At 57.0% G+C, this 21,368-nt stretch carries 20 protein-coding genes and 2 pseudogenes; 11 read left to right on the plus strand and 11 right to left on the minus strand.

The features are described from left to right. Positions 1-46 precede the first annotated feature (46 nt). Complete coding sequence (locus tag P6U16_RS11570) at positions 47-649, plus strand: nitroreductase family protein (RefSeq protein WP_277700721.1); 603 nt, start codon at positions 47-49, stop codon at positions 647-649. Between the two features lie 62 nt (positions 650-711). Here P6U16_RS11570 and gyrB read toward each other — a convergent pair whose 3' ends face one another. The 5 genes and pseudogenes from gyrB to P6U16_RS11595 all read right to left on the minus strand — a co-directional run bounded on the left by gyrB (position 712) and on the right by P6U16_RS11595 (position 6,032). Then, entirely contained in the window at positions 712-3,147 is a 2,436-nt protein-coding gene (gyrB, locus tag P6U16_RS11575; protein ID WP_277700722.1) for a DNA topoisomerase (ATP-hydrolyzing) subunit B, read from the minus strand. A gap of 137 nt (positions 3,148-3,284) precedes the next feature. Next, the gene (locus P6U16_RS11580; protein ID WP_277700723.1) at positions 3,285-3,659 is read right to left on the minus strand and encodes a helix-turn-helix transcriptional regulator; all 375 of its coding nucleotides are present in this window, start codon (positions 3,657-3,659) and stop codon (positions 3,285-3,287) included. After that, positions 3,656-4,222, minus strand: coding sequence for a Smr/MutS family protein (locus P6U16_RS11585; protein ID WP_277700724.1), 567 nt, complete (start codon positions 4,220-4,222; stop codon positions 3,656-3,658). Before P6U16_RS11585 ends, P6U16_RS11580 begins: the two co-directional genes overlap by 4 nt. Beyond that, positions 4,215-5,323 (minus strand): annotated as a pseudogene (locus P6U16_RS11590) (murein transglycosylase A). Before P6U16_RS11590 ends, P6U16_RS11585 begins: the two are co-directional and overlap by 8 nt. Positions 5,324-5,336: 13 nt before the next feature. Further along, positions 5,337-6,032, minus strand: a complete 696-nt coding sequence (locus tag P6U16_RS11595) for a Tim44/TimA family putative adaptor protein (RefSeq protein WP_277700725.1) — start codon at positions 6,030-6,032, stop codon at positions 5,337-5,339. 176 nt (positions 6,033-6,208) lie between these two features. On the opposite strand from P6U16_RS11595, the gene P6U16_RS11600 reads away from it, so the two are divergent. After that, the gene (locus P6U16_RS11600; RefSeq protein WP_277700726.1) at positions 6,209-6,688 is read left to right on the plus strand and encodes an FxsA family protein; all 480 of its coding nucleotides are present in this window, start codon (positions 6,209-6,211) and stop codon (positions 6,686-6,688) included. Positions 6,689-6,771: 83 nt separating this feature from the next. Continuing rightward, positions 6,772-7,266, plus strand: coding sequence for a protein-export chaperone SecB (gene secB / locus P6U16_RS11605; protein ID WP_277700727.1), 495 nt, complete (start codon positions 6,772-6,774; stop codon positions 7,264-7,266). Positions 7,267-7,331: 65 nt separating this feature from the next. Here the strand turns inward: secB and dnaQ are convergent. The 5 genes and pseudogenes from dnaQ to P6U16_RS11630 all read right to left on the minus strand — a co-directional run bounded on the left by dnaQ (position 7,332) and on the right by P6U16_RS11630 (position 10,932). Next, positions 7,332-8,035: pseudogene (gene dnaQ / locus P6U16_RS11610) on the minus strand (DNA polymerase III subunit epsilon). 11 nt (positions 8,036-8,046) lie between these two features. Next, complete coding sequence (coaE, locus tag P6U16_RS11615) at positions 8,047-8,628, minus strand: dephospho-CoA kinase (protein WP_277700728.1); 582 nt, start codon at positions 8,626-8,628, stop codon at positions 8,047-8,049. Then, positions 8,625-9,485 carry a shikimate dehydrogenase gene (locus P6U16_RS11620; RefSeq protein WP_277700729.1) on the minus strand — a complete coding sequence of 287 codons (861 nt, stop codon included), beginning with the start codon at positions 9,483-9,485 and terminating at the stop codon, positions 8,625-8,627. Before P6U16_RS11620 ends, coaE begins: the two co-directional genes overlap by 4 nt. After that, complete coding sequence (locus tag P6U16_RS11625) at positions 9,478-10,077, minus strand: Maf-like protein (RefSeq protein WP_277700730.1); 600 nt, start codon at positions 10,075-10,077, stop codon at positions 9,478-9,480. Before P6U16_RS11625 ends, P6U16_RS11620 begins: the two co-directional genes overlap by 8 nt. A gap of 33 nt (positions 10,078-10,110) precedes the next feature. After that, complete coding sequence (locus tag P6U16_RS11630) at positions 10,111-10,932, minus strand: pyruvate, water dikinase regulatory protein (RefSeq protein ID WP_277700731.1); 822 nt, start codon at positions 10,930-10,932, stop codon at positions 10,111-10,113. Between the two features lie 403 nt (positions 10,933-11,335). On the opposite strand from P6U16_RS11630, the gene hemE reads away from it, so the two are divergent. The 8 genes from hemE (at position 11,336) to P6U16_RS11670 (ending at position 20,273) form a co-directional block, all read left to right on the plus strand. Continuing rightward, complete coding sequence (hemE, locus tag P6U16_RS11635) at positions 11,336-12,367, plus strand: uroporphyrinogen decarboxylase (protein WP_277700732.1); 1,032 nt, start codon at positions 11,336-11,338, stop codon at positions 12,365-12,367. Beyond that, positions 12,367-12,906, plus strand: a complete 540-nt coding sequence (gene hemJ, locus P6U16_RS11640; RefSeq protein WP_277700733.1) for a protoporphyrinogen oxidase HemJ — start codon at positions 12,367-12,369, stop codon at positions 12,904-12,906. The genes hemE and hemJ overlap by 1 nt, the downstream gene beginning before the upstream one ends. 191 nt (positions 12,907-13,097) lie before the next feature. Then, on the plus strand, positions 13,098-14,363 hold the full coding sequence (gene rho / locus P6U16_RS11645; protein WP_099050890.1) for a transcription termination factor Rho: 1,266 nt from the start codon (positions 13,098-13,100) through the stop codon (positions 14,361-14,363). 197 nt (positions 14,364-14,560) lie between these two features. Then, a complete protein-coding gene (mnmE, locus tag P6U16_RS11650; RefSeq protein WP_277700734.1) occupies positions 14,561-15,910 on the plus strand; it encodes a tRNA uridine-5-carboxymethylaminomethyl(34) synthesis GTPase MnmE in 1,350 nt (449 codons plus the stop codon). Positions 15,911-16,019: 109 nt separating this feature from the next. Continuing rightward, positions 16,020-17,903 carry a tRNA uridine-5-carboxymethylaminomethyl(34) synthesis enzyme MnmG gene (mnmG, locus tag P6U16_RS11655; protein WP_277700735.1) on the plus strand — a complete coding sequence of 628 codons (1,884 nt, stop codon included), beginning with the start codon at positions 16,020-16,022 and terminating at the stop codon, positions 17,901-17,903. Then, positions 17,900-18,538: a 16S rRNA (guanine(527)-N(7))-methyltransferase RsmG gene (gene rsmG, locus P6U16_RS11660; RefSeq protein ID WP_277700736.1), complete on the plus strand. Its 639-nt coding sequence runs from the start codon at positions 17,900-17,902 to the stop codon at positions 18,536-18,538. The genes mnmG and rsmG overlap by 4 nt, the downstream gene beginning before the upstream one ends. A 15-nt stretch (positions 18,539-18,553) precedes the next feature. Next, positions 18,554-19,348 carry a ParA family protein gene (locus tag P6U16_RS11665; protein ID WP_277700737.1) on the plus strand — a complete coding sequence of 265 codons (795 nt, stop codon included), beginning with the start codon at positions 18,554-18,556 and terminating at the stop codon, positions 19,346-19,348. A 37-nt stretch (positions 19,349-19,385) separates the two neighbouring features. Further along, positions 19,386-20,273, plus strand: a complete 888-nt coding sequence (locus tag P6U16_RS11670; protein ID WP_277700738.1) for a ParB/RepB/Spo0J family partition protein — start codon at positions 19,386-19,388, stop codon at positions 20,271-20,273. Between the two features lie 54 nt (positions 20,274-20,327). Here P6U16_RS11670 and holA read toward each other — a convergent pair whose 3' ends face one another. Next, positions 20,328-21,362, minus strand: coding sequence for a DNA polymerase III subunit delta (gene holA / locus P6U16_RS11675; protein ID WP_277700739.1), 1,035 nt, complete (start codon positions 21,360-21,362; stop codon positions 20,328-20,330). Positions 21,363-21,368: the final 6 nt, after the last annotated feature.

Below are 21,368 nucleotides of genomic sequence, written 5' to 3' on the forward strand. Positions count from 1 at the left end.
CAACAGTTTCCAGAAGCCGACGACGGACAATACAAAGGACCATCCCATGACCACCAACAGCAACCATCGCCAAGCCGACTTTCCGATCGAGCCCATGTTCCTAAACCGCTGGTCGCCGCGGGCCTTCGCCGATGTGACCATGTCGGAGGCCGAACTGCTAACCATTCTGGAAGCTGGCCGATGGGCGCCATCAGCCTTCAACTCCCAGCCCTGGCGTTTTGCCTATGCTCTACGCGGCACGCAGCAGTGGGAGACAATTTTCCCGATCCTCAATGATTTCAACAAGAGTTGGGCCAAATCAGCCGCAGCCATCGTCATTGTCATTTCGAAGACGCATTTTACGGCACCGGGTGCAACCGAAGCCAAGCTCTCCCATAGCCATAGCTTCGATGCCGGCGCTGCATGGGGTGCCATCGCTCATCAGGCACAGCTCGACGGGTTCCAGGCGCATGGCATGACCGGCATACATTTCGACAAGGCTGTCGAAATTCTCGGAATCCCGGACGGCTACCGTGTCGAGGCAGCGATTGCGATCGGCAAGGTCGGCGACAAATCGCAGCTTCCGGAGCAGTTGCAGGCGCGCGAAACCCCAAGTTCTCGCCGCCCACTCTCGGAAATCGCTTTCAACGGCACATTTATTGACGCCTAAAAACACAAAAACCACGCCTCCTTGTGGTGGCGTGGTTTTCAAATTCGCATCGATGAATGACGTCAAACGTCGAGATTGGCGACGTTCAGAGCATTTTCGACAATGAAGTCGCGGCGCGGCTCGACCTCGTCGCCCATCAGGCGCGAGAACAGGCCATCGGCATCGGTGGCATCGGGGACTTTGACCTGCAGCAGCGAGCGGACGTTCGGATCGAGGGTTGTTTCCCAGAGCTGCTCGGCGTTCATCTCGCCGAGACCCTTGTATCGCTGCATCGAAAGGCCCTTGCGGCCAGTCGCAAAGATCGCGTCGAGAAGCGCCCGCGGACCACTGATTTCGAGCGCTCCGTCCTTGCGCCGCAGGATAGGCGGATGGCCATAGATTTCCTTCAGCCGCGGTGTCAGCTGGTCGATGTGGCGTGCATCCGAAGAACCGATCAACGCCATATCGAGGGCGGCGACTTCCTTGACGCCACGCACCATGCGCTCGAATTTCAGGCCACCGTCACCGGCAACCACCGCCGTCCAGCCCCGTTCGGTTTCCTCGGCGATCAGGTCGAGGCGTTTGGCTACTTCTGCTGCCGTCGCTTCGGACTGCGCCTGGTTGTTGTTCAGTTCCGGATTGAGCGCACCGGCAATCGCCGCCTGCTCGACGACCGAGCGGCTGTAGCGCGAATGCAGGCCCTCGACCAGGGAGCGCAGGCGGAGCGCATCGATGATGACTTCACGCAGATCCTGACCGGCGCGCACCTCGCCGGAGCCAAGCTCGAGCGACGCATCCTCAAGGCCCATGGAAATCAGGTATTCCTCAAGCGCCTTTTCATCCTTCAGATACTGGGCAGACTTGCCGCGCGATACCTTGTAGAGCGGTGGCTGGGCGATATAGAGGTGCCCCTGCTCGATCAGCGACGGCATCTGGCGGAAGAAGAAGGTCAAAAGCAGCGTGCGAATATGGGCGCCATCGACATCGGCATCCGTCATGATGATGATCTTGTGGTAGCGCAGCTTGGCGAGATTGAACTCGTCCTTGCCGATCGATGTGCCGAGCGCGGTAATCAGCGTGCCGATTTCCTGGCTTGAGAGCATCTTGTCGAAACGCGCGCGCTCGACGTTCAGGATCTTGCCGCGCAGCGGCAGGATCGCCTGGTTTTCGCGCGACCGTCCCTGCTTGGCCGAACCGCCTGCCGAATCACCCTCCACAAGGAAGAGTTCGGACTTGGCCGGATCGCGTTCGGAGCAGTCCGCAAGCTTTCCCGGAAGCGAGGAAATATCCAGTGCACCCTTGCGGCGGGTGAGTTCGCGCGCCTTGCGGGCCGCTTCGCGGGCGGCGGCTGCCTCGATGACTTTTCCGACGAGAATCTTGGCGTCGCCGGGATGCTCCTCCAGCCAGGTGCTGAGGGCTTCGTTGACGAGGCTTTCGACGACCGGCCGGACCTCGGAGGAAACCAGCTTGTCCTTGGTCTGCGAGGAGAACTTCGGATCCGGAACCTTGACAGACAGGACGGCAGTGAGGCCTTCGCGGCAGTCTTCGCCGGTCAGCGTCACCTTTTCCTTTTTCATGATGCCGGAACTCTCGCCATACGAGATGATCTGGCGCGTCAGGCCACCACGGAAGCCAGCCATATGCGTGCCGCCGTCGCGCTGCGGGATGTTGTTGGTGAAGCACAACACGTTCTCGTGGTAGCTGTCGTTCCACCACATCGCGACTTCGACGGTGATGCCGTCCTTTTCGCCCCGGATGGCGACCGGCTTGGCCACGAGCGGCTTCTTGGCGCGGTCGAGATAGGCGACGAACGCCTCGAGACCGCCGTCGTAAATCATCTCGGTTTCGCGAATATCGGAATGGCGCTTGTCCGTCAGGAGGATACGAACGCCGGAATTGAGGAACGCAAGTTCGCGCAGGCGATGCTCCAGCGTTCCGTAATCGAACTCGATCATCGTGAAAGTTTCGGTCGAGGGCAGGAACGTGACCTCGGTACCTGTCTCGCCATTGCTGTCGCCGATCACCTTCAAGGGTGCGTCAGCCACGCCATGGGTGAAATTGATCTCGTGGATCTTACCCTGGCGCTTGATTTTCAGCTGCAGCTTGACCGAGAGCGCATTGACCACGGAGACGCCGACGCCGTGCAGACCGCCGGAGACCTTGTAGGAATTCTGGTCGAACTTCCCGCCCGCATGTAGTTGCGTCATGATGACTTCGGCAGCAGAAATGCCTTCGCCGGTGTGGATATCGGTCGGGATGCCACGGCCATTGTCCGTCACGGTCACCGAACCGTCGGCATTCATCGTTACCGTGACAAGGTCGGCGTGGCCCGCCAACGCCTCATCGATCGCGTTGTCGACGACTTCGTAGACCATGTGGTGCAGGCCAGAGCCATCGTCGGTATCGCCGATATACATGCCCGGCCTCTTGCGAACGGCATCAAGGCCTTTGAGTACCTTGATGGAGTCTGCACCATATTCGGCATTTGCGCCGGTTTCGGTTTCGGGAGTATCGGTCATTCAGCGTGGGTCTTTCCAAGGTTCTCGAGAGAGGGCAATTCGGTCCGAATCACCCTCGCAATGCCTTCCGGACTATAGGGAATTTGTCCATGGTTCCAAATCCTGCACGGCCTGAAGCGGCAGAAAACAGGGGATCATCACAGTTCATTATCAGCAAATCGGGCTTTTTCCAAAACATCTTCCAAACGGGTGAGGGTTTCGCCGGAAAGCGAGCGGATCTGGACGGCGAGCCGATTTGCAAAGGCCGTATGGGCGGGCGAAAGACCCGCGGTATCGAGTACCACACGCGGGTCGGACAGAGAGGCAAGGCGGAAGAGTTCATCGGCTTCGTCCCAGATCACATTGAAGTAGCCGGCGACGCGCTGCAGGAATTCGAAGCTTGGCGCCCCGCGTTTTCCATGTTCGAGCGCCGAGAGATAAGCGGCCGAAACGCCGATCGCTGCGGCCATATCCTTCTGTGATACACCTTTCTGACCGCGCAGAGCGTGCATCGCCTCTCCGAACGGCGTCACGATGTTTCGCCCCTGACCCGCGCCAGGCGCACATAGAGGGCACCGTCGCCTCCGTGATTGCGCGCCGCCGGCTCGTAGGACGAAATCAGCGTCCTGAATTCCGGCAGCGAAAACCACATCGGCACCGCCCGCTTCAGAGCGCCGTCGCTGCCAAGCGACGTCCCTTTGCCGGTGATCACCAGCACGTGCCGCAATCCGCGCTCATGAGCCCGGAGCAAAAAATGCAGCAGAAAGCCGTGCGCTTCGCTCTGGATCATCCCGTGCAGGTCGATCCGTGCCTCCAGCGTCAGATGCCCCTTGGCGAGCTTTCGTTTGACCGGTTTTTCGAGCGGCTGATGAAGCTTCGGGGCGACCTTCTTCTGCACGGCCGCATCGGCGGAACCGAAGGCCTCGGCGAGCGATTTGCCTTCCTTTACGATCACCGGCGCGGGCTTCTTCGGCTCGACGATCGGCTCCTCAAAGCCTTCCAGATCCTCCATCCGTCCGGGAAGTGGACGCGTCGAGCGCGCAACCTTGCCCCACAGGATGCGGTCTTCGCTGGAGAGCTTCTTTTCCTTAGCCATGACCGTATCTTGCCGCGGCCGCCTTTGGAATCAAGACGAAAAACGTGGCGGGGTTGCGCACGGAACCTGCCAGCCGCCCGGCTTCGTCGCCCGAGCCGGTAAAGATATCGCCACGTGCCGGCCCGACGATGGCCGATCCGGTATCAAGCGCGAGCATCAGCCGCCGGAAAGGTTTGCCGCCATCGATATGAGTTAGGCTGTCGCTTGCGATGAAAAACGGAACGCCGAATGTATGGATCATCCGATCGACGGCCAGCGACCGGCCGGGCTCAAGCGGCACTTTGGCGGCTGCGACCGGACCCAGTGCAGGATCTTCCACCTCCGCCTCGCGAAAGAAGATGAAGGAGCGATTGTGCCAGAGCACGGATTGCGCCTCGTCGGGATGATCGGCCAGCCATTGCCGGATCGATTGCATCGATACCGTTGCGGCGTCGATTGCGCCCCGCTCGATCAAAAGCTTCCCGACCGCCGAAAATCTGTGGCCGGTCTTGGCCGCATAGGTGATCCGGCGGACAGACCCATCCGGATAAACCAGGCGTGCAGCTCCTGCACATGGGCAAAGAAGACATCGACCAGCGAGTGCGCATAGGCGATCTCAAGACCCCGGCCATCGAGATATCCTTCTTCGATCGCCCTGCGGTCCGGATATTCGCCGATCCGTCCATCGCGGGACTGTCCGAAGGCAAAATATTCATCCATGTCCGACGGCCGGTCGGATCCGTCAATATCCACCAGGTCAAGGGGACGGCGATAGAACGGATACCGATAGGTTCCATCGGCCACAGCGCTGACGAAAACGTCCGGCTCGTAAAAGGCCGTGACGAAACCCGCCTCGCCATCCGCCCGATCGATCCGGAACGGTACGAACTGGTTTTCGAAGAAGGAGCGCACAGTATCGACATTGCCGATTTCGACCGTCGCTGCTGCGTCAAATGCCGGCATCAGGTCCACGGTCGAAATGCCGAGAGAACCGGCCTTGTAGGGCTTGACCTCAGTCACATGCCGCCGGCATCGGCCAAGGGCGGCCAGCAGCGGAGCCGGATTGTCGTCCGCCCATCCGGGAAGATCCGCAAAGGCAACCCGCTGCACATCGAAATCCATCACGACCGCCCGATCAGTTTTCGGATTCCGTGGCGATCAGCTTCCAGTTCGGATCGCGCGAGCGGGTGTCGCGGGCAAACGTCCAGAGATCGTTGACCTCGGACACGGCCTCCGCATCGCCATCGACGATCGCGCCGGCTTTGTCATAGGTCGCGGAAATCAACTGGCTGATGATACGCAGGGTGATGTTGGCTTCGCTATCCTTGATTTCGGCATGCACCATGTCGGCCTTCTCGATGCCGACAAAGGTGGACTTGACAACCTCGCCCTTGCTTTCACGATCCGCGATCGCCGCATCGAAGCCCTCAAAGACTTCGCGGGAAAGCAGACCCTTCAACGTTTTGCGATCGCCGTCGGCGAATGCCATGACGATCATTTCGTAAGCCATCTTGGCACCGTTGACGAATTCCTTGGGGTCGAAATCCGGATCGGAATCGACCATCCGACGCAGCCCATCGTTGAGAGGGGTATTGGGTCGGGCAAAGGAATCCACTGCTGTGTAGCGGCTGTCTTCCTCCGGCGCGCCGTCGCGTCGTGGCAGCTGCACGACCTTTCCCCGCTCCGGAGCTTCCGCTCCCTCCCGGGGCGAATACGGATCGACCGGCGGGCGTTCGTTGCCTGTCCTTCTGCCAAGGACACTGCGCAGCTGGAGGAATATGATCACCGCAGCAACCAGAAAAAACAATGTGACGAAGTCAAAAGAGCCCATTTCCACCCAGAACCGCTGTTAAAATTTCTTGCGCTTACCCCATATAGTCTGCATGTCACGATCATTCAAATGACTATATCGCTTCTTTGCCTTGAAAGACCGGGCTTTGCCGCCCCTTGCACCCGAGCGGACACAATGCGTTCCCTGATGATACCCCTTTTGTTCTGGCGCTGCCCTTGGCTGAGATCGCGACCTTCGTGCTTGTCGGTCGCGAGGTCGGCATCTGGACGACCCTGTTACTGGTTCTGCTAAGTGGTTTGGTCGGGGCGGTGCTGCTGCGTATCCAGGGCCTGGGTGTCCTGCGGCGGATCAGCGAGACGACTGGCCGCGGCGTCGATCCGGGTCGGGAACTTGTCCATGGCGTGATGATCGTTCTTGCGGCATTTCTTCTGATCATCCCGGGTTTCATAACGGACATTTTTGGTCTGTTGCTGTTCATCCCGGCGGTGCGCGAAGCGGGATGGCAACTGGTGAAGAGCCGCCTGACAATCGTGACATCAGGCACTGGCTTTCGGCGTGGTCCGGAAACATCCCGCGGACCTGACATGCGGCATGGTTCAAAGGTGATCGATCTGGACGACGACGAATTTTCGCATGACGATCCGCGCCGCCCACCCGCCGGCAATGGCGCCGACGACAAGGACCGCTTGCGCTGAGCCCTCCGGCGCCAAGGGTTGTAAGCCTCCATATGAAATGTTAGAGCGCTTCACCGAATTGAAGTCCGAAGGAAGAAGGCCTTATGACGACCGAAACAGCATCCAATGGTAACGCCGGCGCGGCCGAAAGCCCGTCGCTGAACATCCTGGCCCAGTACATCAAGGATCTTTCCTTTGAAAATCCGGGTGCGCCGCGTTCGCTCCAGGCCCGCGACAAGGCCCCTGCCATCAACATCAATGTCAACGTCAACGCCAATCCGCTGTCAGAAACCGAGTTCGACGTCGTACTCGCGCTGACCGCGGAAGCCAAGGATGGCGACAAGATTCTCTTCAATGTCGAGCTGACCTATGGCGGCGTCTTCCGCATCGCTGGCTTCCCGCAGGAGCACATGCTGCCTCTGCTGTTCATCGAATGCCCGCGCCTGCTGTTTCCGTTTGCCCGTCAGATCGTCTCCGACGCAACGCGCAATGGCGGCTTCCCGCCGCTGATGATCGATCCGATCGACTTTGCGCAGATGTTCACGCAGCGCATGGCCGAAGACAAGGTCCGGGCGCAGGTCTCGAACACCGCGAACTGATCCATTCTCTGGAATTTTCTATGGGTGCCCGGCTTTCGCGAGCCGGGCATTTTTTATGGCGGTTTTTATACCAGCGGATCGTATTTGGCCCAGATCGCCTTGTCGCCCATCTTCGCAACTAGTGCCGCATGGCTTGCAACATCCGCATCGCTCAATCGTGATGGCAAAGGATGTGGACGCTGTCCAGTCGGCACGATGGTTTCGTCGGTATCGGCAACTTCACCGCGGCTCTGGCCGGACATCAACCCAAGCGCCGCCTGCCGGCCGCCGATCATCTCGATATAGACTTCAGCCAGAAGCTCGGAGTCGAGCAGCGCGCCGTGCTTCGTGCGGTGCGAGTTGTCGATACCGTAGCGCCGGCAGAGTGCATCGAGCGAATTCGGTCCCATCGGGTGCTTGCGGCGGGCAAGCGACAACGTGTCTGTTACCAGATCATTGGAAACAGGCGGCAGGCCAAGACGCGCAAATTCCGCATTGATGAAGCCCATGTCGAAAGTCGCATTGTGTGCGACCCAGCGTGCCCCTCAAAAAAGGCGAGGAGCTCTTCAACAATCCCGGAAAAGCCCGGCTTGTCCTTCAGGAAATCATCGCTGATGCCGTGAATGGTCAGCGCGTCCGGATGCACCTTCCGGTCACCCGGATTGATGAAGACGTGAAAGGTCCGGCCGGTCGGGAAATGATTGTCGAGTTCAATACCGCCGATTTCGATGACGCGGTCCTGCCGATTGTCGAGACCGGTCGTTTCCGTATCGAAGATGATTTCGCGCATTCCGGTCTTCCCTATTTCAAAAGGTCAGCCACCACGGCAGCCACCTGAGCCCGGGCCGAATCAAGCCCCGCACCGGTATCGATGATGTAATCGGCTTTCGCGCGCTTTTCATCATCGGGCATCTGCCGCGCCAGGATAAGTTCGAATTTTTCCACGGTCATCCCGAGTCTCGCCAGAACCCTCTGGCGCTGGATGTCGGGATCGCAGGTCACGACCACGACCTTGTCGACCCTGCCCTCTCCGCCGGTTTCGAACAACAGAGGGATATCAAGAAGAACTAGAGGCGTTCCCAAGTCGCGGTGCACATCCAAAAACTTGGCTTCCCGCTCGCGCACCAGCGGATGGACAATGGTCTCAAGTGTCCGGAATCCGCTGGGGCTTTCTGCGAGGGTGCGCGACAGCGCTCCCCTGTCGACAACGCTACCATGCGTCGTGCCAGGAAAGGTTGCTTCGATTAGGGGAACAGCCTCACCCCTGTAAAGATCATGGACGACTGCATCAGCATCGTTCACCGGAATACCGAGATCGGCAAACATCGCAGCCGTCGTTGATTTTCCCATGCCGATCGAACCGGTCAATCCGAGGATAATCATGCGTGCCCGTCCATGTCGTCGATGATGATCTGGCGCAGTGCGTCATCGACCACGGGCTTTTTCCCAAACCATCTTTCAAAACCGGGAGCCGCCTGATGCAGGAGCATGCCGAGACCGTCAACGGTCCGCAAGCCCTGCCCTTCCGCCTGCGCAAGCAGCGGCGTCTTCAGCGGCACGTAGACGATATCGGTCACGACGGCATCCGGGTCCATCACTGTAAAATCAATTTCCGGAACAGGCGTGCCATCCATGCCAAGCGATGTCGTGTTGATGAACAGGCCTGCACCCTTCAGCAGATCAGAGAGATCATCCATGGACTGTGCCTGAACCGCCGGGCCGAACCGGTCGGCCAGTTCCTGTGCCCGCGCAACCGTGCGGTTGACGACATGAATGGTTTTCACGCCGCGGTTCCTGACCGCCTGGACAACGGCACGGCTTGCGCCGCCTGCACCAAGGATCACTGCGGTGTCACAACGGTCCCAACCTGCAGCCCGTTCGTCCAGATTTGCAGTGAAGCCATAGCCGTCCGTATTGGTCGCATGGATCAACCTATTCTCGATCCAGACAGTGTTGCTTGCTCCGAGCTCCTGGCTCAGTTCGTCCGGTCTGTCGCAGAGCGCGAAAGCCCGCTCCTTGTGGGGAATGGTTACATTGCCGCCGCAGAAACCGGACGAGCCGTCCCGCAATGCAATTAGAAAGTCAGCAAATTTTTCCGGCGAGACTTGGTGCGCCCGGTAGCTTCCCGGCAGACCGAAGCTTTTCAACCAGTGCCCATGGATCAGGGGCGAGCGCGAATGCTTGATCGGGAAGCCGGTGACGAAGGCATGGTTAACAAATGTTTCACGTGAATCACGCATCGATCACCCGCAGTTCTCTCAGTTTTTCAAGCAAAGACAGCATCGGCAATCCGAGAATGGTAAAATAGTCGCCTTCGATTTTTTCGAACAGCTGGATGCCTTCGCCCTCCAGCTGGTAGGCGCCGACACTGGATAAGGCTTTTTCCCCGACCCGCTCCAAGTGACGGTCAATAAAATCCACCGACAGGGTTCGCATCGTCAACCGCGCAGACGAGACGTGTGTCCAGACGAGTGTCGATCCCTGCACGAGCGCAACTGCACTGTTCAGCTGATGGGTTTGGCCGGACAGGGAGAGAAGGTGGTTGCGCGCATCCGCCCCGTCGCGCGGCTTGTGATAGACCCTATCGCCGAGCGACATTGTCTGATCGGAGCCTATAACGATTGCGTCCGGACAGCTCTGCGCTACGTTTCGAGCCTTGGCTTCCGCCAGCACCAGGGCAACCTCCTGCGGCGATGCGCCCTTTTCTTCCAGAGGTGCTTCGATCGCCCGCTCATCAATGGTCGCCGGCTTCCAGTCGAAGGCAAGACCGGCATTGGTCATGAGCATCCGTCGGAAGGGACTGGACGAGGCAAGAATGAGAGAGGCTGACATTGCGGATCCTGTCGCGGCTTTCGGCGTTCGGCCTTACCGCAGACGCGGCCGAAGGGCAACGATGGCCGCAGCCGTTTCCTCGATCGAGCGCCGCGTGACATCGATCACCGGCCAGTTGTTGCGCGTGCAAAGGGCGCGCGCGTATTTCAGTTCCTCGGCGATCGAAGCCCGGTCGGTATAATCCTCACCGTGAAATCCTTGCGTCGTGCCGAGCACCCGGTGCTGGCGGACCTGTGAAATCCGGTCGGCGGTCGCAATCAGTCCGACGACCAGCGGGGTGGTCGCTTCATAGAGCCGCTCAGGCAAGGGTACGCCTGGCACGATCGGAATATTGGCGGTCTTGATGCCGCGATTGGCGAGATAGATGCTTGTCGGTGTCTTCGACGTTCGGCTGATGCCGATCAAGACGACATCGGCATCGTTGAAATCGGCGGGTAGCTGACCGTCGTCATGGTCCATGGTGAAGTTCAATGCGTCGATGCGGGCAAAATAATCGGCATCCATGACGTGTTGCGCGCCGGAGCGCCGGCGCGATGGCGCACCGAGATAGGTCTGGAAGAGATCGATCACAGGTTCAAGGACCGACACGCAGGGCACGCCCATCTCCTTGCACTGGGCATCGATGATGTCGGAAAGTTCGCGGTCGACGATGGTGTAGAGCACGATGCCCGGTGCCCCGTCGATTGCCTCCATCACCTGCATTAGCTGCTTGCGGTTGCGGATCAACGGATAGACGTGCTCCAGCGCATGCGACGACTGGAACTGCGCCGCCGCCGCCCGCCCTGCGGCAATCAGCGTCTCGCCCGTTGAGTCAGAAATGAGATGCAGATGGAAATAGTTTTTCTGGTTCTCCACGCTATTCTCCGGCAGCTGTTGATAAAGCGGGACGAACACAGCTAAGGGCGACGCCGGGGCGAAGGCAAGGGGAAAACCTCCGACTTATGCACAATTGGCTCGGCGCAGATTGTTTTTAGCCCGGCTTGTGGAGAAGACTCACGCAATGACAAAGTGTCACGTCCGTTCACAGCTTATCCACAAACAAGATGAAAACTCTGGGCATCGCAAATATTTGAATCAAAACCGTGTTTCGATCTTTTCCCCGCTCCTTTCATGCCGTCGTGAAATTTGGTGTAATCATGAAATTGAATCATCTCGAATGTGGAAAAGCAGCGGGGTCATTTTAATCCTTGATAGTCACCGACTCTAAGAAATAGAAACCTTTTAGATAAGTTAGTATTTTATAGGGAGTGCGTGACAAGTGACCGCGAATAGCCGTAAGGTCCTGCAGGTTCTGGATGGCCAGACACTGACACCACCTCCAATTTGGCTGATGCGACAGGCAGGTCGCTACCTGCCGGAATACCGGCAAACCAGGGCAACAGCCGGGAGTTTTCTCGATCTCTGTTACACGCCGGAACTTGCTGTCGAAGTGACGCTACAGCCAATCCGTCGATACGGTTTTGATGCAGCGATTCTGTTCTCCGATATTCTGGTGATCCCTGATGCGCTCGACAGAAATGTTCGCTTTGAAGAAGGCAGAGGACCGCTGATGGACCCTATCGATCCGTCTGGTATTCTCGCACTGAAGGCAGATAGCGTCGCAGATCACTTGAAGCCGGTGATCGAAACCGTGTCACGCCTTCGCCTGGAACTGCCCGGTGAAACGACACTGCTCGGTTTCTGCGGTGCGCCTTGGACCGTGGCGACCTATATGATAGCTGGCCACGGAACGCCGGACCAAGCGCCGGCCCGCCTGTTTGCCTATCGCCATCCTGAAGCCTTCGACCACCTTCTGTCGCTGCTTGCCGATGTTTCGGCCGATTACCTGGTGGCGCAGATCGATGCGGGCGCAGATGCCGTGCAGATCTTCGATTCCTGGGCGGGCGTTCTCGGTGAAACCGAGTTTCAGCGCTACGCCGTGAAACCTGTCCGCCGCATGATCGACAGCATTCGCGCCCGCCGTCCGCAGGCAAAGATCATCGCGTTTGCCAAGGGTGCGGGAATTCTGCTGAAGAATTACCGGCAGCAGACGGATGCTGATGCGATCGGGCTCGATTGGTCTGTGCCCCTGTCCTTTGCCGCAGAGCTGCAGAAAGACGGACCGATACAGGGAAATCTGGACCCGATGCGGGTGGTTGCCGGCGGGTTGGCACTGGATGAAGGGATCGATGCGATCCTGCAGCTTCTGGGCAATGGTCCGCTGATCTTTAATCTCGGTCATGGCATAACACCGCAGGCCGATCCTGATAACGTTTCCAAATTGGTCGAGCGTGTCCGGAGAGCTGCTTGATGGTCGAGCATCAGATCGACCATCGCCCGGGGAACAAGGCGCGGAGCCGCGCCCTTGTGGCGATCGTGGTCTTCCTCGCCGTCCTTGGTGGACTGTTGATCGCGCAGCCTGATAATCTCTATCTCTGGATCAAGGCGCTTCACATCATCGCGGTCATATCCTGGATGGCAGGACTGCTCTATATGCCGCGGCTGTTCATCTACCACACCGACGCGCCCGTCGGATCGGACCAGTCCGAGACGTTCAAAGTGATGGAACAGCGCCTGCTGAGGGTCATCATGAATCCGGCGATGATGCTTTCCTGGGGTCTAGGCCTCTATCTCGCCTGGAGTGTCTACGGCTTTCAGGGCGGCTGGCTACATGCCAAGATTCTGTTCGTCATGCTTCTGACAGGCGTTCACATCCATTTCAGCCGAGCTGTTCGTGCCTTTGCTCACGACGGGACACGGCGTGAGGCCCGCTACTGGCGTCTGATGAACGAGGCGCCGACGGTCTTGATGATCCTTATCGTCATCATGGCGGTGGTTAAACCGTTCTGAAAAAGCGGGTTGAACGAATTTTCGGCTAAATTGGCTGAGGCCCTTGCGGCGTTTCACGTGAATCGCTATTTTCACAACATCTCATCTTTCGTGGCATGTGTAAAAGTTACGAGTCTGCCCCTTCCCCTGCAGCTCCCTTTCAAAAAACACGCCGACCTCCATTGCAAAATATACCGAGTGTGGTGCCCTTCATGGCTGAAATGAAGCTACAAGAACTTAAAAACAAGACCGCTACCGATCTTCTGGCTTTTGCCGAATCGGTCGAGGTCGAGAATGCCAGCGTCATGCGCAAGCAGGAGCTGATGTTTGCGATCCTCAAGATGCTTGCCAGTCAGGATGTGGAAATCATCGGTGAAGGCGTCGTTGAGGTGCTTCAGGACGGTTTCGGTTTCCTGCGCTCGGCGAATGCAAACTATCTGCCTGGCCCGGACGATATCTACATCTCTCCATCGCAGATCCGCCGCTTCTCACTGAAGACCGGTGATACTGTCGAAGGACCGATCCGCGGTCCAAAGGAAGGCGAACGCTATTTCGCTCTGCTCAAGGTCAATACGATCAATTTTGAAGATCCCGAAAAAATCCGCCACAAGGTCCACTTCGATAATCTGACGCCGCTCTATCCGAACGAGCGCTTCAAGATGGAACTTGAGGTTCCGACATCAAAGGACCTGTCGGCACGCGTGATTGACCTGATCGCCCCGCTCGGTAAAGGCCAACGCGGCCTCATCGTCGCACCACCGCGCACCGGTAAGACAGTTCTCCTGCAGAACATAGCGCATTCGATCACTGCCAATCATCCGGAATGCTATCTGATCGTCCTGCTCATTGACGAGCGGCCGGAAGAAGTGACCGACATGCAGCGCTCGGTGAAGGGTGAAGTTGTCTCCTCGACCTTTGACGAACCAGCAACGCGCCACGTGCAAGTTGCGGAGATGGTCATCGAAAAGGCCAAGCGCCTGGTCGAGCACGGCCGCGACGTTGTGATCCTGCTTGATTCCATCACGCGTCTTGGCCGCGCCTACAACACGGTCGTTCCGTCGTCGGGCAAGGTGCTGACGGGCGGTGTGGATGCGAATGCGCTCCAGCGGCCGAAGCGCTTCTTTGGTGCTGCCCGTAATATCGAGGAAGGCGGCTCGCTGACGATTATTGCGACCGCCCTGATCGATACCGGCAGCCGCATGGACGAAGTCATCTTCGAAGAGTTCAAGGGCACCGGCAACTCCGAAATCGTCCTCGATCGCAAGGTCGCCGACAAGCGCATCTTCCCGTCGATGGATATTCTCAAGTCCGGTACCCGTAAGGAAGATCTACTGGTTCCGCGCCAGGATCTTCAGAAGATCTTTGTTCTTCGCCGAATTCTTGCGCCGATGGGCACAACGGATGCTATTGAATTCCTGATCGACAAGCTAAAGCAGACGAAGACGAACGGCGATTTCTTCGACTCCATGAATACCTGATCACAGGAAGTGATACTGGCAAAGGCCCGGGTTTTGACCCGGGCTTTTATGTTTCAAGTTTCGAATTTCCAATGGCACATTTTGCCGGCATGATTGAAATCGCTCCGTACCGATTCGTTCCCGTAACGTAATAGGGATGCGCCTTCCGATTCGGATGCGTTTCGAATCATAAATCCCGCTGCTATTGCCGGTTTGAGATGTTCCCAAGGACTAAGAGCGAAGTATACATGGACGACACGATCTATGCCCTGTCCTCCGGTGCCCTGCCCTCCGGTGTCGCTATTGTGCGGATCAGTGGGCCTCATACTCGTGATGTTTTATTCCGAATGGCCGGTGAGATCGGATCCAATCGTGTTGCCCATCTTCGATCGATTCGTAACCGGAACGGTGAGTTGATCGATAGCGGGTTAGTCCTCTTCTTTCCTGGTCCTTCATCATTCACGGGTGAAGACTGCGGCGAACTACAGGTTCACGGCGGTCGCGCCGTTGTCCAAGCTCTGTTGTCGGAGTTGGGGAGCATACAAGGTCTGCGACACGCAGAACCAGGTGAATTCTCGAGACGTGCCTTTCACAATGGCAAGCTGGATTTGGTGGAGGTCGAGGGCCTTGCTGACTTGATCAGCGCGGAAACAGAAATGCAGCGCCGTTTGGCGGTCGAGCATGCTCAGGGTGGAATGTCTGCGGTTTATCAGGGTTGGGCCCGTCGTTTGACTCATGCCCGTGCGATGATCGAAGCAGAGCTTGATTTCGCGGATGAGGATGATGTGCCTGGTTCCGTGGCGGAGGCCATTTGGGGGGATATGGCGAGCCTGCAAATAGAAATTGCGGAACATATTGCCGGCGCTCGTCTGGCGGAAATCATCCGGGACGGTTTGAAGGTGGTTATCGCCGGTCGGCCAAACGCTGGAAAATCCAGTCTTATCAATCATCTTGCGGGACGTGATGTTGCGATCGTCACGGATATTGCCGGGACGACCCGCGACGTCCTTTCCGTCGACCTTTCCTTAGCCGGATTCTCTGTTCGTCTTTACGACACAGCCGGCTTGCGGGAGACTTCGGAACCCATTGAACGCGAAGGTATAAGACGTGCTCGTTCTACTTTGCAGGACGCGGATTTGGTGCTTCTTCTTTCAGACGTGCCAAACGGGTTCGCAGATGTCACGCGCGAATCTGAGCACAGTAAACTCATCCGTGTGAGGACCAAGATTGATCAGATCGACCAAATATGGGATAAGGCCGACTTCGATATCGCGATTTCGACCAAAACCGGCGAAGGAATCGAAACTCTTTTGTCGCGGATATCTTCCTATCTACCTGTTTTAACAGGAAAAATCTCGTTTTCAATTCCATCGCGACGTCGCCATGTTGACTGTCTGAATCAGGCAGTGGATGCCATCGCAGCGAGTCTGATCCATTCCAAAACTGGGTTGGATATCCAGGCGGAATATTTGCGAGTTGCCGGTGATGCGCTTGGGCGCATTACCGGGCGAGTGGATGTAGAAGAACTTCTGGATGTGATCTTTTCGGAATTTTGCATTGGTAAATAGACTTCCAGGTCAGCGCCGCATAGACACTTGGTCGTGCACAGTGTTTCACGTGAAACGACTTGACTCAGCTCCGGTCCTCTGAATCGAGCTACGACGGGAGACGTCAGACATGACATTGAAATATGATGTTGTCATTATCGGAGGTGGACACGCCGGGTGCGAAGCGGCGAGTGCCGCTGCGCGCATGGGCGCAAGAACAGCTCTGTTGACGCATAGGCGGGATACTATTGGTGTCATGTCCTGCAATCCAGCCATCGGTGGATTGGGGAAAGGACATCTGGTTCGTGAGATCGATGCTATGGATGGTCTGATGGGACGCATAGCCGATGCTGCTGGCATACAGTTCCGACTTTTAAATCGAAAGAAGGGGCCTGCTGTTCGTGGCCCGAGGACTCAGGCTGATCGCCGGCTTTATCGTGAAGCTATGCAGGAGGCGATTGCTTCGATTGAAAATCTTGATGTCATCGAAGGCGACGCTTTTGATCTTCTCATGAATGGGCGGCAGCTTTCCGGTGTGACTCTTAAGAACGGCCGAACAATAAGCTGTCGTACTGTTGTACTGACGACGGGGACATTTCTTCGTGGCCTCATTCACCTCGGGGAGAGGAAGATTCCGGCCGGTCGTATGGGAGAGGAACCTTCGCTCGGTTTGTCCGCGACACTTGAGCGTTTTGGTCTGCGCTTGGGTCGGCTGAAGACCGGAACACCTGCTCGTCTCGACGGGCGTACAATCGACTGGGAAAATGTTGGTCGCCAAGGTGCCGACGATGAGCCAGTCCCATTTTCATTTATGACCGATCGGATTAACAACCGGCAAATCGAGTGCGGCGTGACGCGTACCACCGCCGCGACGCACAAGATTATTACGGACAATCTCGGTAAATCCGCGATGTATTCGGGGCAAATCATGGGCGTCGGACCGCGCTATTGCCCGTCGATTGAGGATAAAATCGTCAAATTCGGTGAAAGGGACGGTCATCAAATTTTCCTCGAACCGGAGGGCCTTGATGACAATACGGTATATCCCAACGGGATTTCGACTTCTCTCCCTGAAAACATTCAGCAGGAATTTATTCGGACAATCCCATGTCTGGAGCATGTTGTGATCCTTCAGCCGGGTTATGCCATAGAATATGATCATGTCGACCCGAGGGAACTATCGTCCACCCTTGAGGTCTTGAAGATTCCTGGTCTGTTTCTCGCGGGTCAGATTAATGGCACAACGGGATATGAAGAAGCAGGTGCACAGGGGCTCGTCGCCGGGCTTAATGCCGCGCTGGTTTGCGGCGGAAACGATCCACACGTTTTCAGCCGGACCAATTCCTATATTGGGGTGATGATCGATGATTTGACGTCCCGCGGCGTGAGCGAGCCATATCGGATGTTTACGTCCCGGGCTGAGTATCGTCTGTCTTTACGCGCCGACAATGCCGACGTCCGCCTAACACCGGACGCGATTAGCCTTGGGATGGTTTCGGCTGAACGACAACATCGCTTCCAATGTTGGGCGCGGACGTTCGAGACTGCGAAGGCCTCGCTTATGGCATTGCAGGTAACGCCTAATGAAGCGCGAAAGTTTGGGTTCCATATCAATCAGGACGGTCAGCGACGCTCCGCCTTTGAGCTGCTGTCCTATGCGGAGCATTCTATTGGATCTCTGGCGAGACTTTGGCCGGAGTTGTCAGCGATCGAGCCCAAGATCGCTGCGGCTTTGGAGATTGACGCGACTTATGCTGTTTACATGGAAAAACAGGCGGCCGACATCGCAAATGTTAAGCGAGAAGAATCTGCTGAAATTCCGGAGTATTTTGACTTTTCAATTTTATCCGGTCTTTCGAATGAGCTGGTTCAGAAGCTGACGCTGACGGCGCCACGCAATTTGGCCCAGGTCTTGAAGGTTGATGGTATGACACCTGCGGCAGCATCGCTGATTCTGGCCTATCTGCGGCGTGACACTGTGCAATCTGTACCTCCCAAAAAGGCTATTCAATGAATGCGAGTCTACCTTCGACAGTGAACGGATTGCGTGTTTCACGTGAAACAGCGGAAAAGTTGGACCACTTTTCTCGCCTCTTTCAGAAATGGGCCAAGACTATAAATTTAGTTGCCCCTTCAACGAGGCAAAACCTATGGGAACGTCATATTGCAGACAGCATTCAGATCTATCAGATGTATCCGGGTCCGAAACAATGGATTGATCTCGGAAGCGGCGGCGGATTTCCTGGGATCATAACGGCAATTTGCCTTGCAGAGTTGGGTGATGGCTGGGTTCATCTGATTGAAAGCAATAATAAGAAGGCCGCATTTCTCCGTGTTGCCCTTGCTGAAACAGGTGCGAGGGGCTCCGTGCACCCGATTCGTATTGAACAAGCGCCGGTCCTCATTCCACATTGTGACGCTATTTCAGCGCGTGCGCTGGCGGATTTGACGCAGTTGCTTGAATATTGCGCGGCGTGGATGCTTCCGGCTAGCTCGGTTACCGCCTATTTCCACAAAGGCCGGGATTACCAGGCTGAAATTGACAAAGCTGTTGGCCGCTTTCAGTTTGATCTGATAAAACACAAGAGCGTCATCGAGCCGGATTCCGTGGTTCTCGAAATCGCAAATCTTTCGCGGAAAATTCAGTGAACGGCGGATCAGTGCATGCTAGGCGAAAAGAACCGTATTATTACGATCGCAAATCAGAAAGGTGGCGTTGGTAAAACGACAACGGCCATCAATCTGGCGACGGCTTTAGCCGCAATCGGCGAAAAGGTATTGATTGTCGATCTAGATCCGCAGGGCAACGCCAGCACGGGCCTGGGTATTCAGCGACGCGATCGTAAACTCTCCTCCTATGAACTTATGATCGGCTCGCACAGTATTGAGGAAATCGTTCTCGATACTGTTGTGCCCAATCTTTCCATCATTCCGTCGACAATGGATTTGCTCGGTGTTGAGATGGAAATTTCCCAGGAAAGCAACCGGGTTTACCGATTGAAGCGCGCTCTGGAAGCGCCGGCGGCACTTCGCTACTCCTACGTGCTTGTTGATTGCCCGCCTTCCTTCAATCTTCTGACGATGAATGCGATGGCCGCGGCGCATTCCGTGCTTGTGCCGCTCCAGTGCGAGTTCTTTGCCTTGGAAGGTCTCAGTCAATTGCTTGAGACGGTCGACCAGGTGCGCCGTTCGGTCAATCCACTGCTCGACATTCAGGGTATCGTACTGACGATGTTCGATTCCCGCAATAATCTCGCGCAGCAGGTCGTCAACGACGTGCGTCTGCATCTGGGCGAAAAGGTCTATCATACCCTGATTCCTAGGAATGTGCGGGTTTCTGAGGCGCCATCCTACGGCAAGCCTGCCATCCTGTATGATTTGAAGTGTGCTGGCAGCCAGGCTTATCTGCAGCTGGCTTCGGAAGTGATCCAGCGCGAGCGACAGCGCAAGGCTGCGTGACTGATTCGATACCGAAACGATGAGTGTGAGTGATACCATGAACGACGACAATTCAAGACGGCGCCTGGGTCGCGGGCTTGCGGCGCTGATCGGCGAGATGGATCAGCCGGTTCAGGCCGGAGCCGCGGTGCAGCCGGTGAATGCCGATCGTAGAATTCCGATTGAGTTCGTTTCGCGCAATCCACGCAACCCGCGCCGGACCTTCGATGAGAGTGAGTTGCAGGATCTTGCCAGCTCCATTCGGCAGCACGGCATCGTTCAGCCGGTTGTCGTCCGGACAATTGCCGATGAGCGGTATGAGATTATTGCGGGTGAGCGCCGTTGGCGCGCGGCGCAGCTCGCCGGTTTTACCGATATTCCGGTTATTGTCCGCGACGTAGACGATCGGACCGCGCTGGAAATCGCTATCGTCGAGAACGTCCAGCGTTCCGATCTCAATCCTCTCGAAGAGGCAATGGGTTATGATCAGTTGATAGCCGAACATGGCTATACGCAGAACGATCTCGGGGAAATCATCGGAAAGAGCCGCAGCCACGTGGCAAACAGCCTGCGGCTGTTGAAGCTTCCCGAGCCAGTGCGGGATATGCTCTCCTCGGGCTCGCTCTCCGCCGGCCACGCGCGGGCACTGATCCCGACATCGGACCCGGTGACGCTGGCCCGCTCCATCATCGCCAAAGGCCTTTCCGTTCGCGACACAGAGCGGTTGGCGCAGAACAATATCCGGGCGCAGAACGACCCCACCTATGGTCAGGCATCGAAGCCGCAGGAAAAAGATGCTGATACGCTGGCGTTGGAGCGGACGCTGTCGGACAGCCTCGGGCTCGATGTCACGGTCAACCATAAGGCATCGGGTGGGCAGCTTCGCATTGCCTACAAGACCCTCGACCAGTTAGAGGAAATCTGCCGGCTGCTCGAGCGGCGCTGATAAAACGGCGCGCTATGTAAATTATTAAAATAATTCAATGACTTGAATACGAAGTTAGCGTCGCGCGGACTGAAGTGTGATAGCGAGCAAAGCCTGTAAGGCTGAACTTTCTTCCAAGCTCGGGCGGCTCCGGCTCTGGAAGATAGTGGCCTGCAATCGTCCGAGTTCGCGCTGGATTGCGGGTGCCGACCAGGTTTTAAGCGCAGATTCGACGATCGGTTTGCGGCGGAAGTGCAGGTGGCGACCGAGCGTCGCGGTTACCTGTGCCGGTTGAAGGCGCTTGTCGTCCATTTCAGAACGCATGAGGTCAAGCAGTTGAAATTGCTTCAAGCAACCCTGCAGGACGAGGAAGATCGGTGTCTTCGAGGTAACGATCTTCTGAATTGCATGGACGAGGCCGTCTGCGTCGCCCTTCAAGACCGCGTCTATGGCATCGTCCACTGAGATTGCGCTGGCGTCGCCGACGATTTCCTGGACGTGCTCGTCCTCGATCGTGCCCATGCCCCGGCAATACAGCGCGAGTTTGCGGATTTCATTGCGCGAGGCAATGCGATCCCCGCCTAGAGCTTCCTGCAGGCGCTCGCGGGCAGCCGGTGTTATTTTCAGGTTTTCCTGGGTAAGCTCATGGTCGATCAGCGTGCTGATGGCGCGGGCGTCGTCAGCATAACAGGCAACGGAAACGACGGAACGTGCGGTTTCGCCGATCTTGCGTAGACCGGTTCCCTTTTTCAGGTCGCCAGCCTCGATGATAACATAGCTTCCCGTCGGAGGTTGCTGGGCGAGCAGTTGAAATCCATCGACCAGCGCTTTCTCGCTGCCGGCACCGCGAACCCAGACGAGCTTTTCACCGCCAAAGAGGCCGATGGAATTGACTTCATCGAGCAAACGGCCTGGGTTCTGCTGCAGATCGGAGCTATCGAGCTTGATCAGCGAGAATGGATCATCCAGCGCAACGCCGGTCTTGGCCGCAATCAGCCCCGCGCGTTCGGAAACCAGCCCGCGATCGGGCCCGTAGACCAGATAGAGACGGTTGTCCCGGAGCGACCTCTGGAGGAACGAATCAAATTCGTGCGATTTGATTTCGGTCATCCGAGA

This window comes from Rhizobium sp. 32-5/1, assembly GCF_029537235.1.
Lineage (GTDB): Bacteria > Pseudomonadota > Alphaproteobacteria > Rhizobiales > Rhizobiaceae > Pararhizobium.

Excerpts from the sequence above, each read along its gene's own strand:
- P6U16_RS11570 (WP_277700721.1), top strand. The coding sequence starts at position 47 with ATGACCACCAACAGCAACCATCGCCAAGCCGACTTTCCGATCGAGCCC.
- gyrB (WP_277700722.1), bottom strand. The coding sequence starts at position 3,147 with ATGACCGATACTCCCGAAACCGAAACCGGCGCAAATGCCGAATATGGT.
- P6U16_RS11585 (WP_277700724.1), bottom strand. The coding sequence starts at position 4,222 with ATGGCTAAGGAAAAGAAGCTCTCCAGCGAAGACCGCATCCTGTGGGGC.
- P6U16_RS11595 (WP_277700725.1), bottom strand. The coding sequence starts at position 6,032 with ATGGGCTCTTTTGACTTCGTCACATTGTTTTTTCTGGTTGCTGCGGTG.
- secB (WP_277700727.1), top strand. The coding sequence starts at position 6,772 with ATGACGACCGAAACAGCATCCAATGGTAACGCCGGCGCGGCCGAAAGC.
- coaE (WP_277700728.1), bottom strand. The coding sequence starts at position 8,628 with ATGATTATCCTCGGATTGACCGGTTCGATCGGCATGGGAAAATCAACG.
- P6U16_RS11620 (WP_277700729.1), bottom strand. The coding sequence starts at position 9,485 with ATGCGTGATTCACGTGAAACATTTGTTAACCATGCCTTCGTCACCGGC.
- P6U16_RS11625 (WP_277700730.1), bottom strand. The coding sequence starts at position 10,077 with ATGTCAGCCTCTCTCATTCTTGCCTCGTCCAGTCCCTTCCGACGGATG.
- hemJ (WP_277700733.1), top strand. The coding sequence starts at position 12,367 with ATGGTCGAGCATCAGATCGACCATCGCCCGGGGAACAAGGCGCGGAGC.
- rho (WP_099050890.1), top strand. The coding sequence starts at position 13,098 with ATGGCTGAAATGAAGCTACAAGAACTTAAAAACAAGACCGCTACCGAT.
- mnmE (WP_277700734.1), top strand. The coding sequence starts at position 14,561 with ATGTTCCCAAGGACTAAGAGCGAAGTATACATGGACGACACGATCTAT.
- mnmG (WP_277700735.1), top strand. The coding sequence starts at position 16,020 with ATGACATTGAAATATGATGTTGTCATTATCGGAGGTGGACACGCCGGG.
- rsmG (WP_277700736.1), top strand. The coding sequence starts at position 17,900 with ATGAATGCGAGTCTACCTTCGACAGTGAACGGATTGCGTGTTTCACGT.
- P6U16_RS11665 (WP_277700737.1), top strand. The coding sequence starts at position 18,554 with ATGCTAGGCGAAAAGAACCGTATTATTACGATCGCAAATCAGAAAGGT.
- P6U16_RS11670 (WP_277700738.1), top strand. The coding sequence starts at position 19,386 with ATGAACGACGACAATTCAAGACGGCGCCTGGGTCGCGGGCTTGCGGCG.
- holA (WP_277700739.1), bottom strand. The coding sequence starts at position 21,362 with ATGACCGAAATCAAATCGCACGAATTTGATTCGTTCCTCCAGAGGTCG.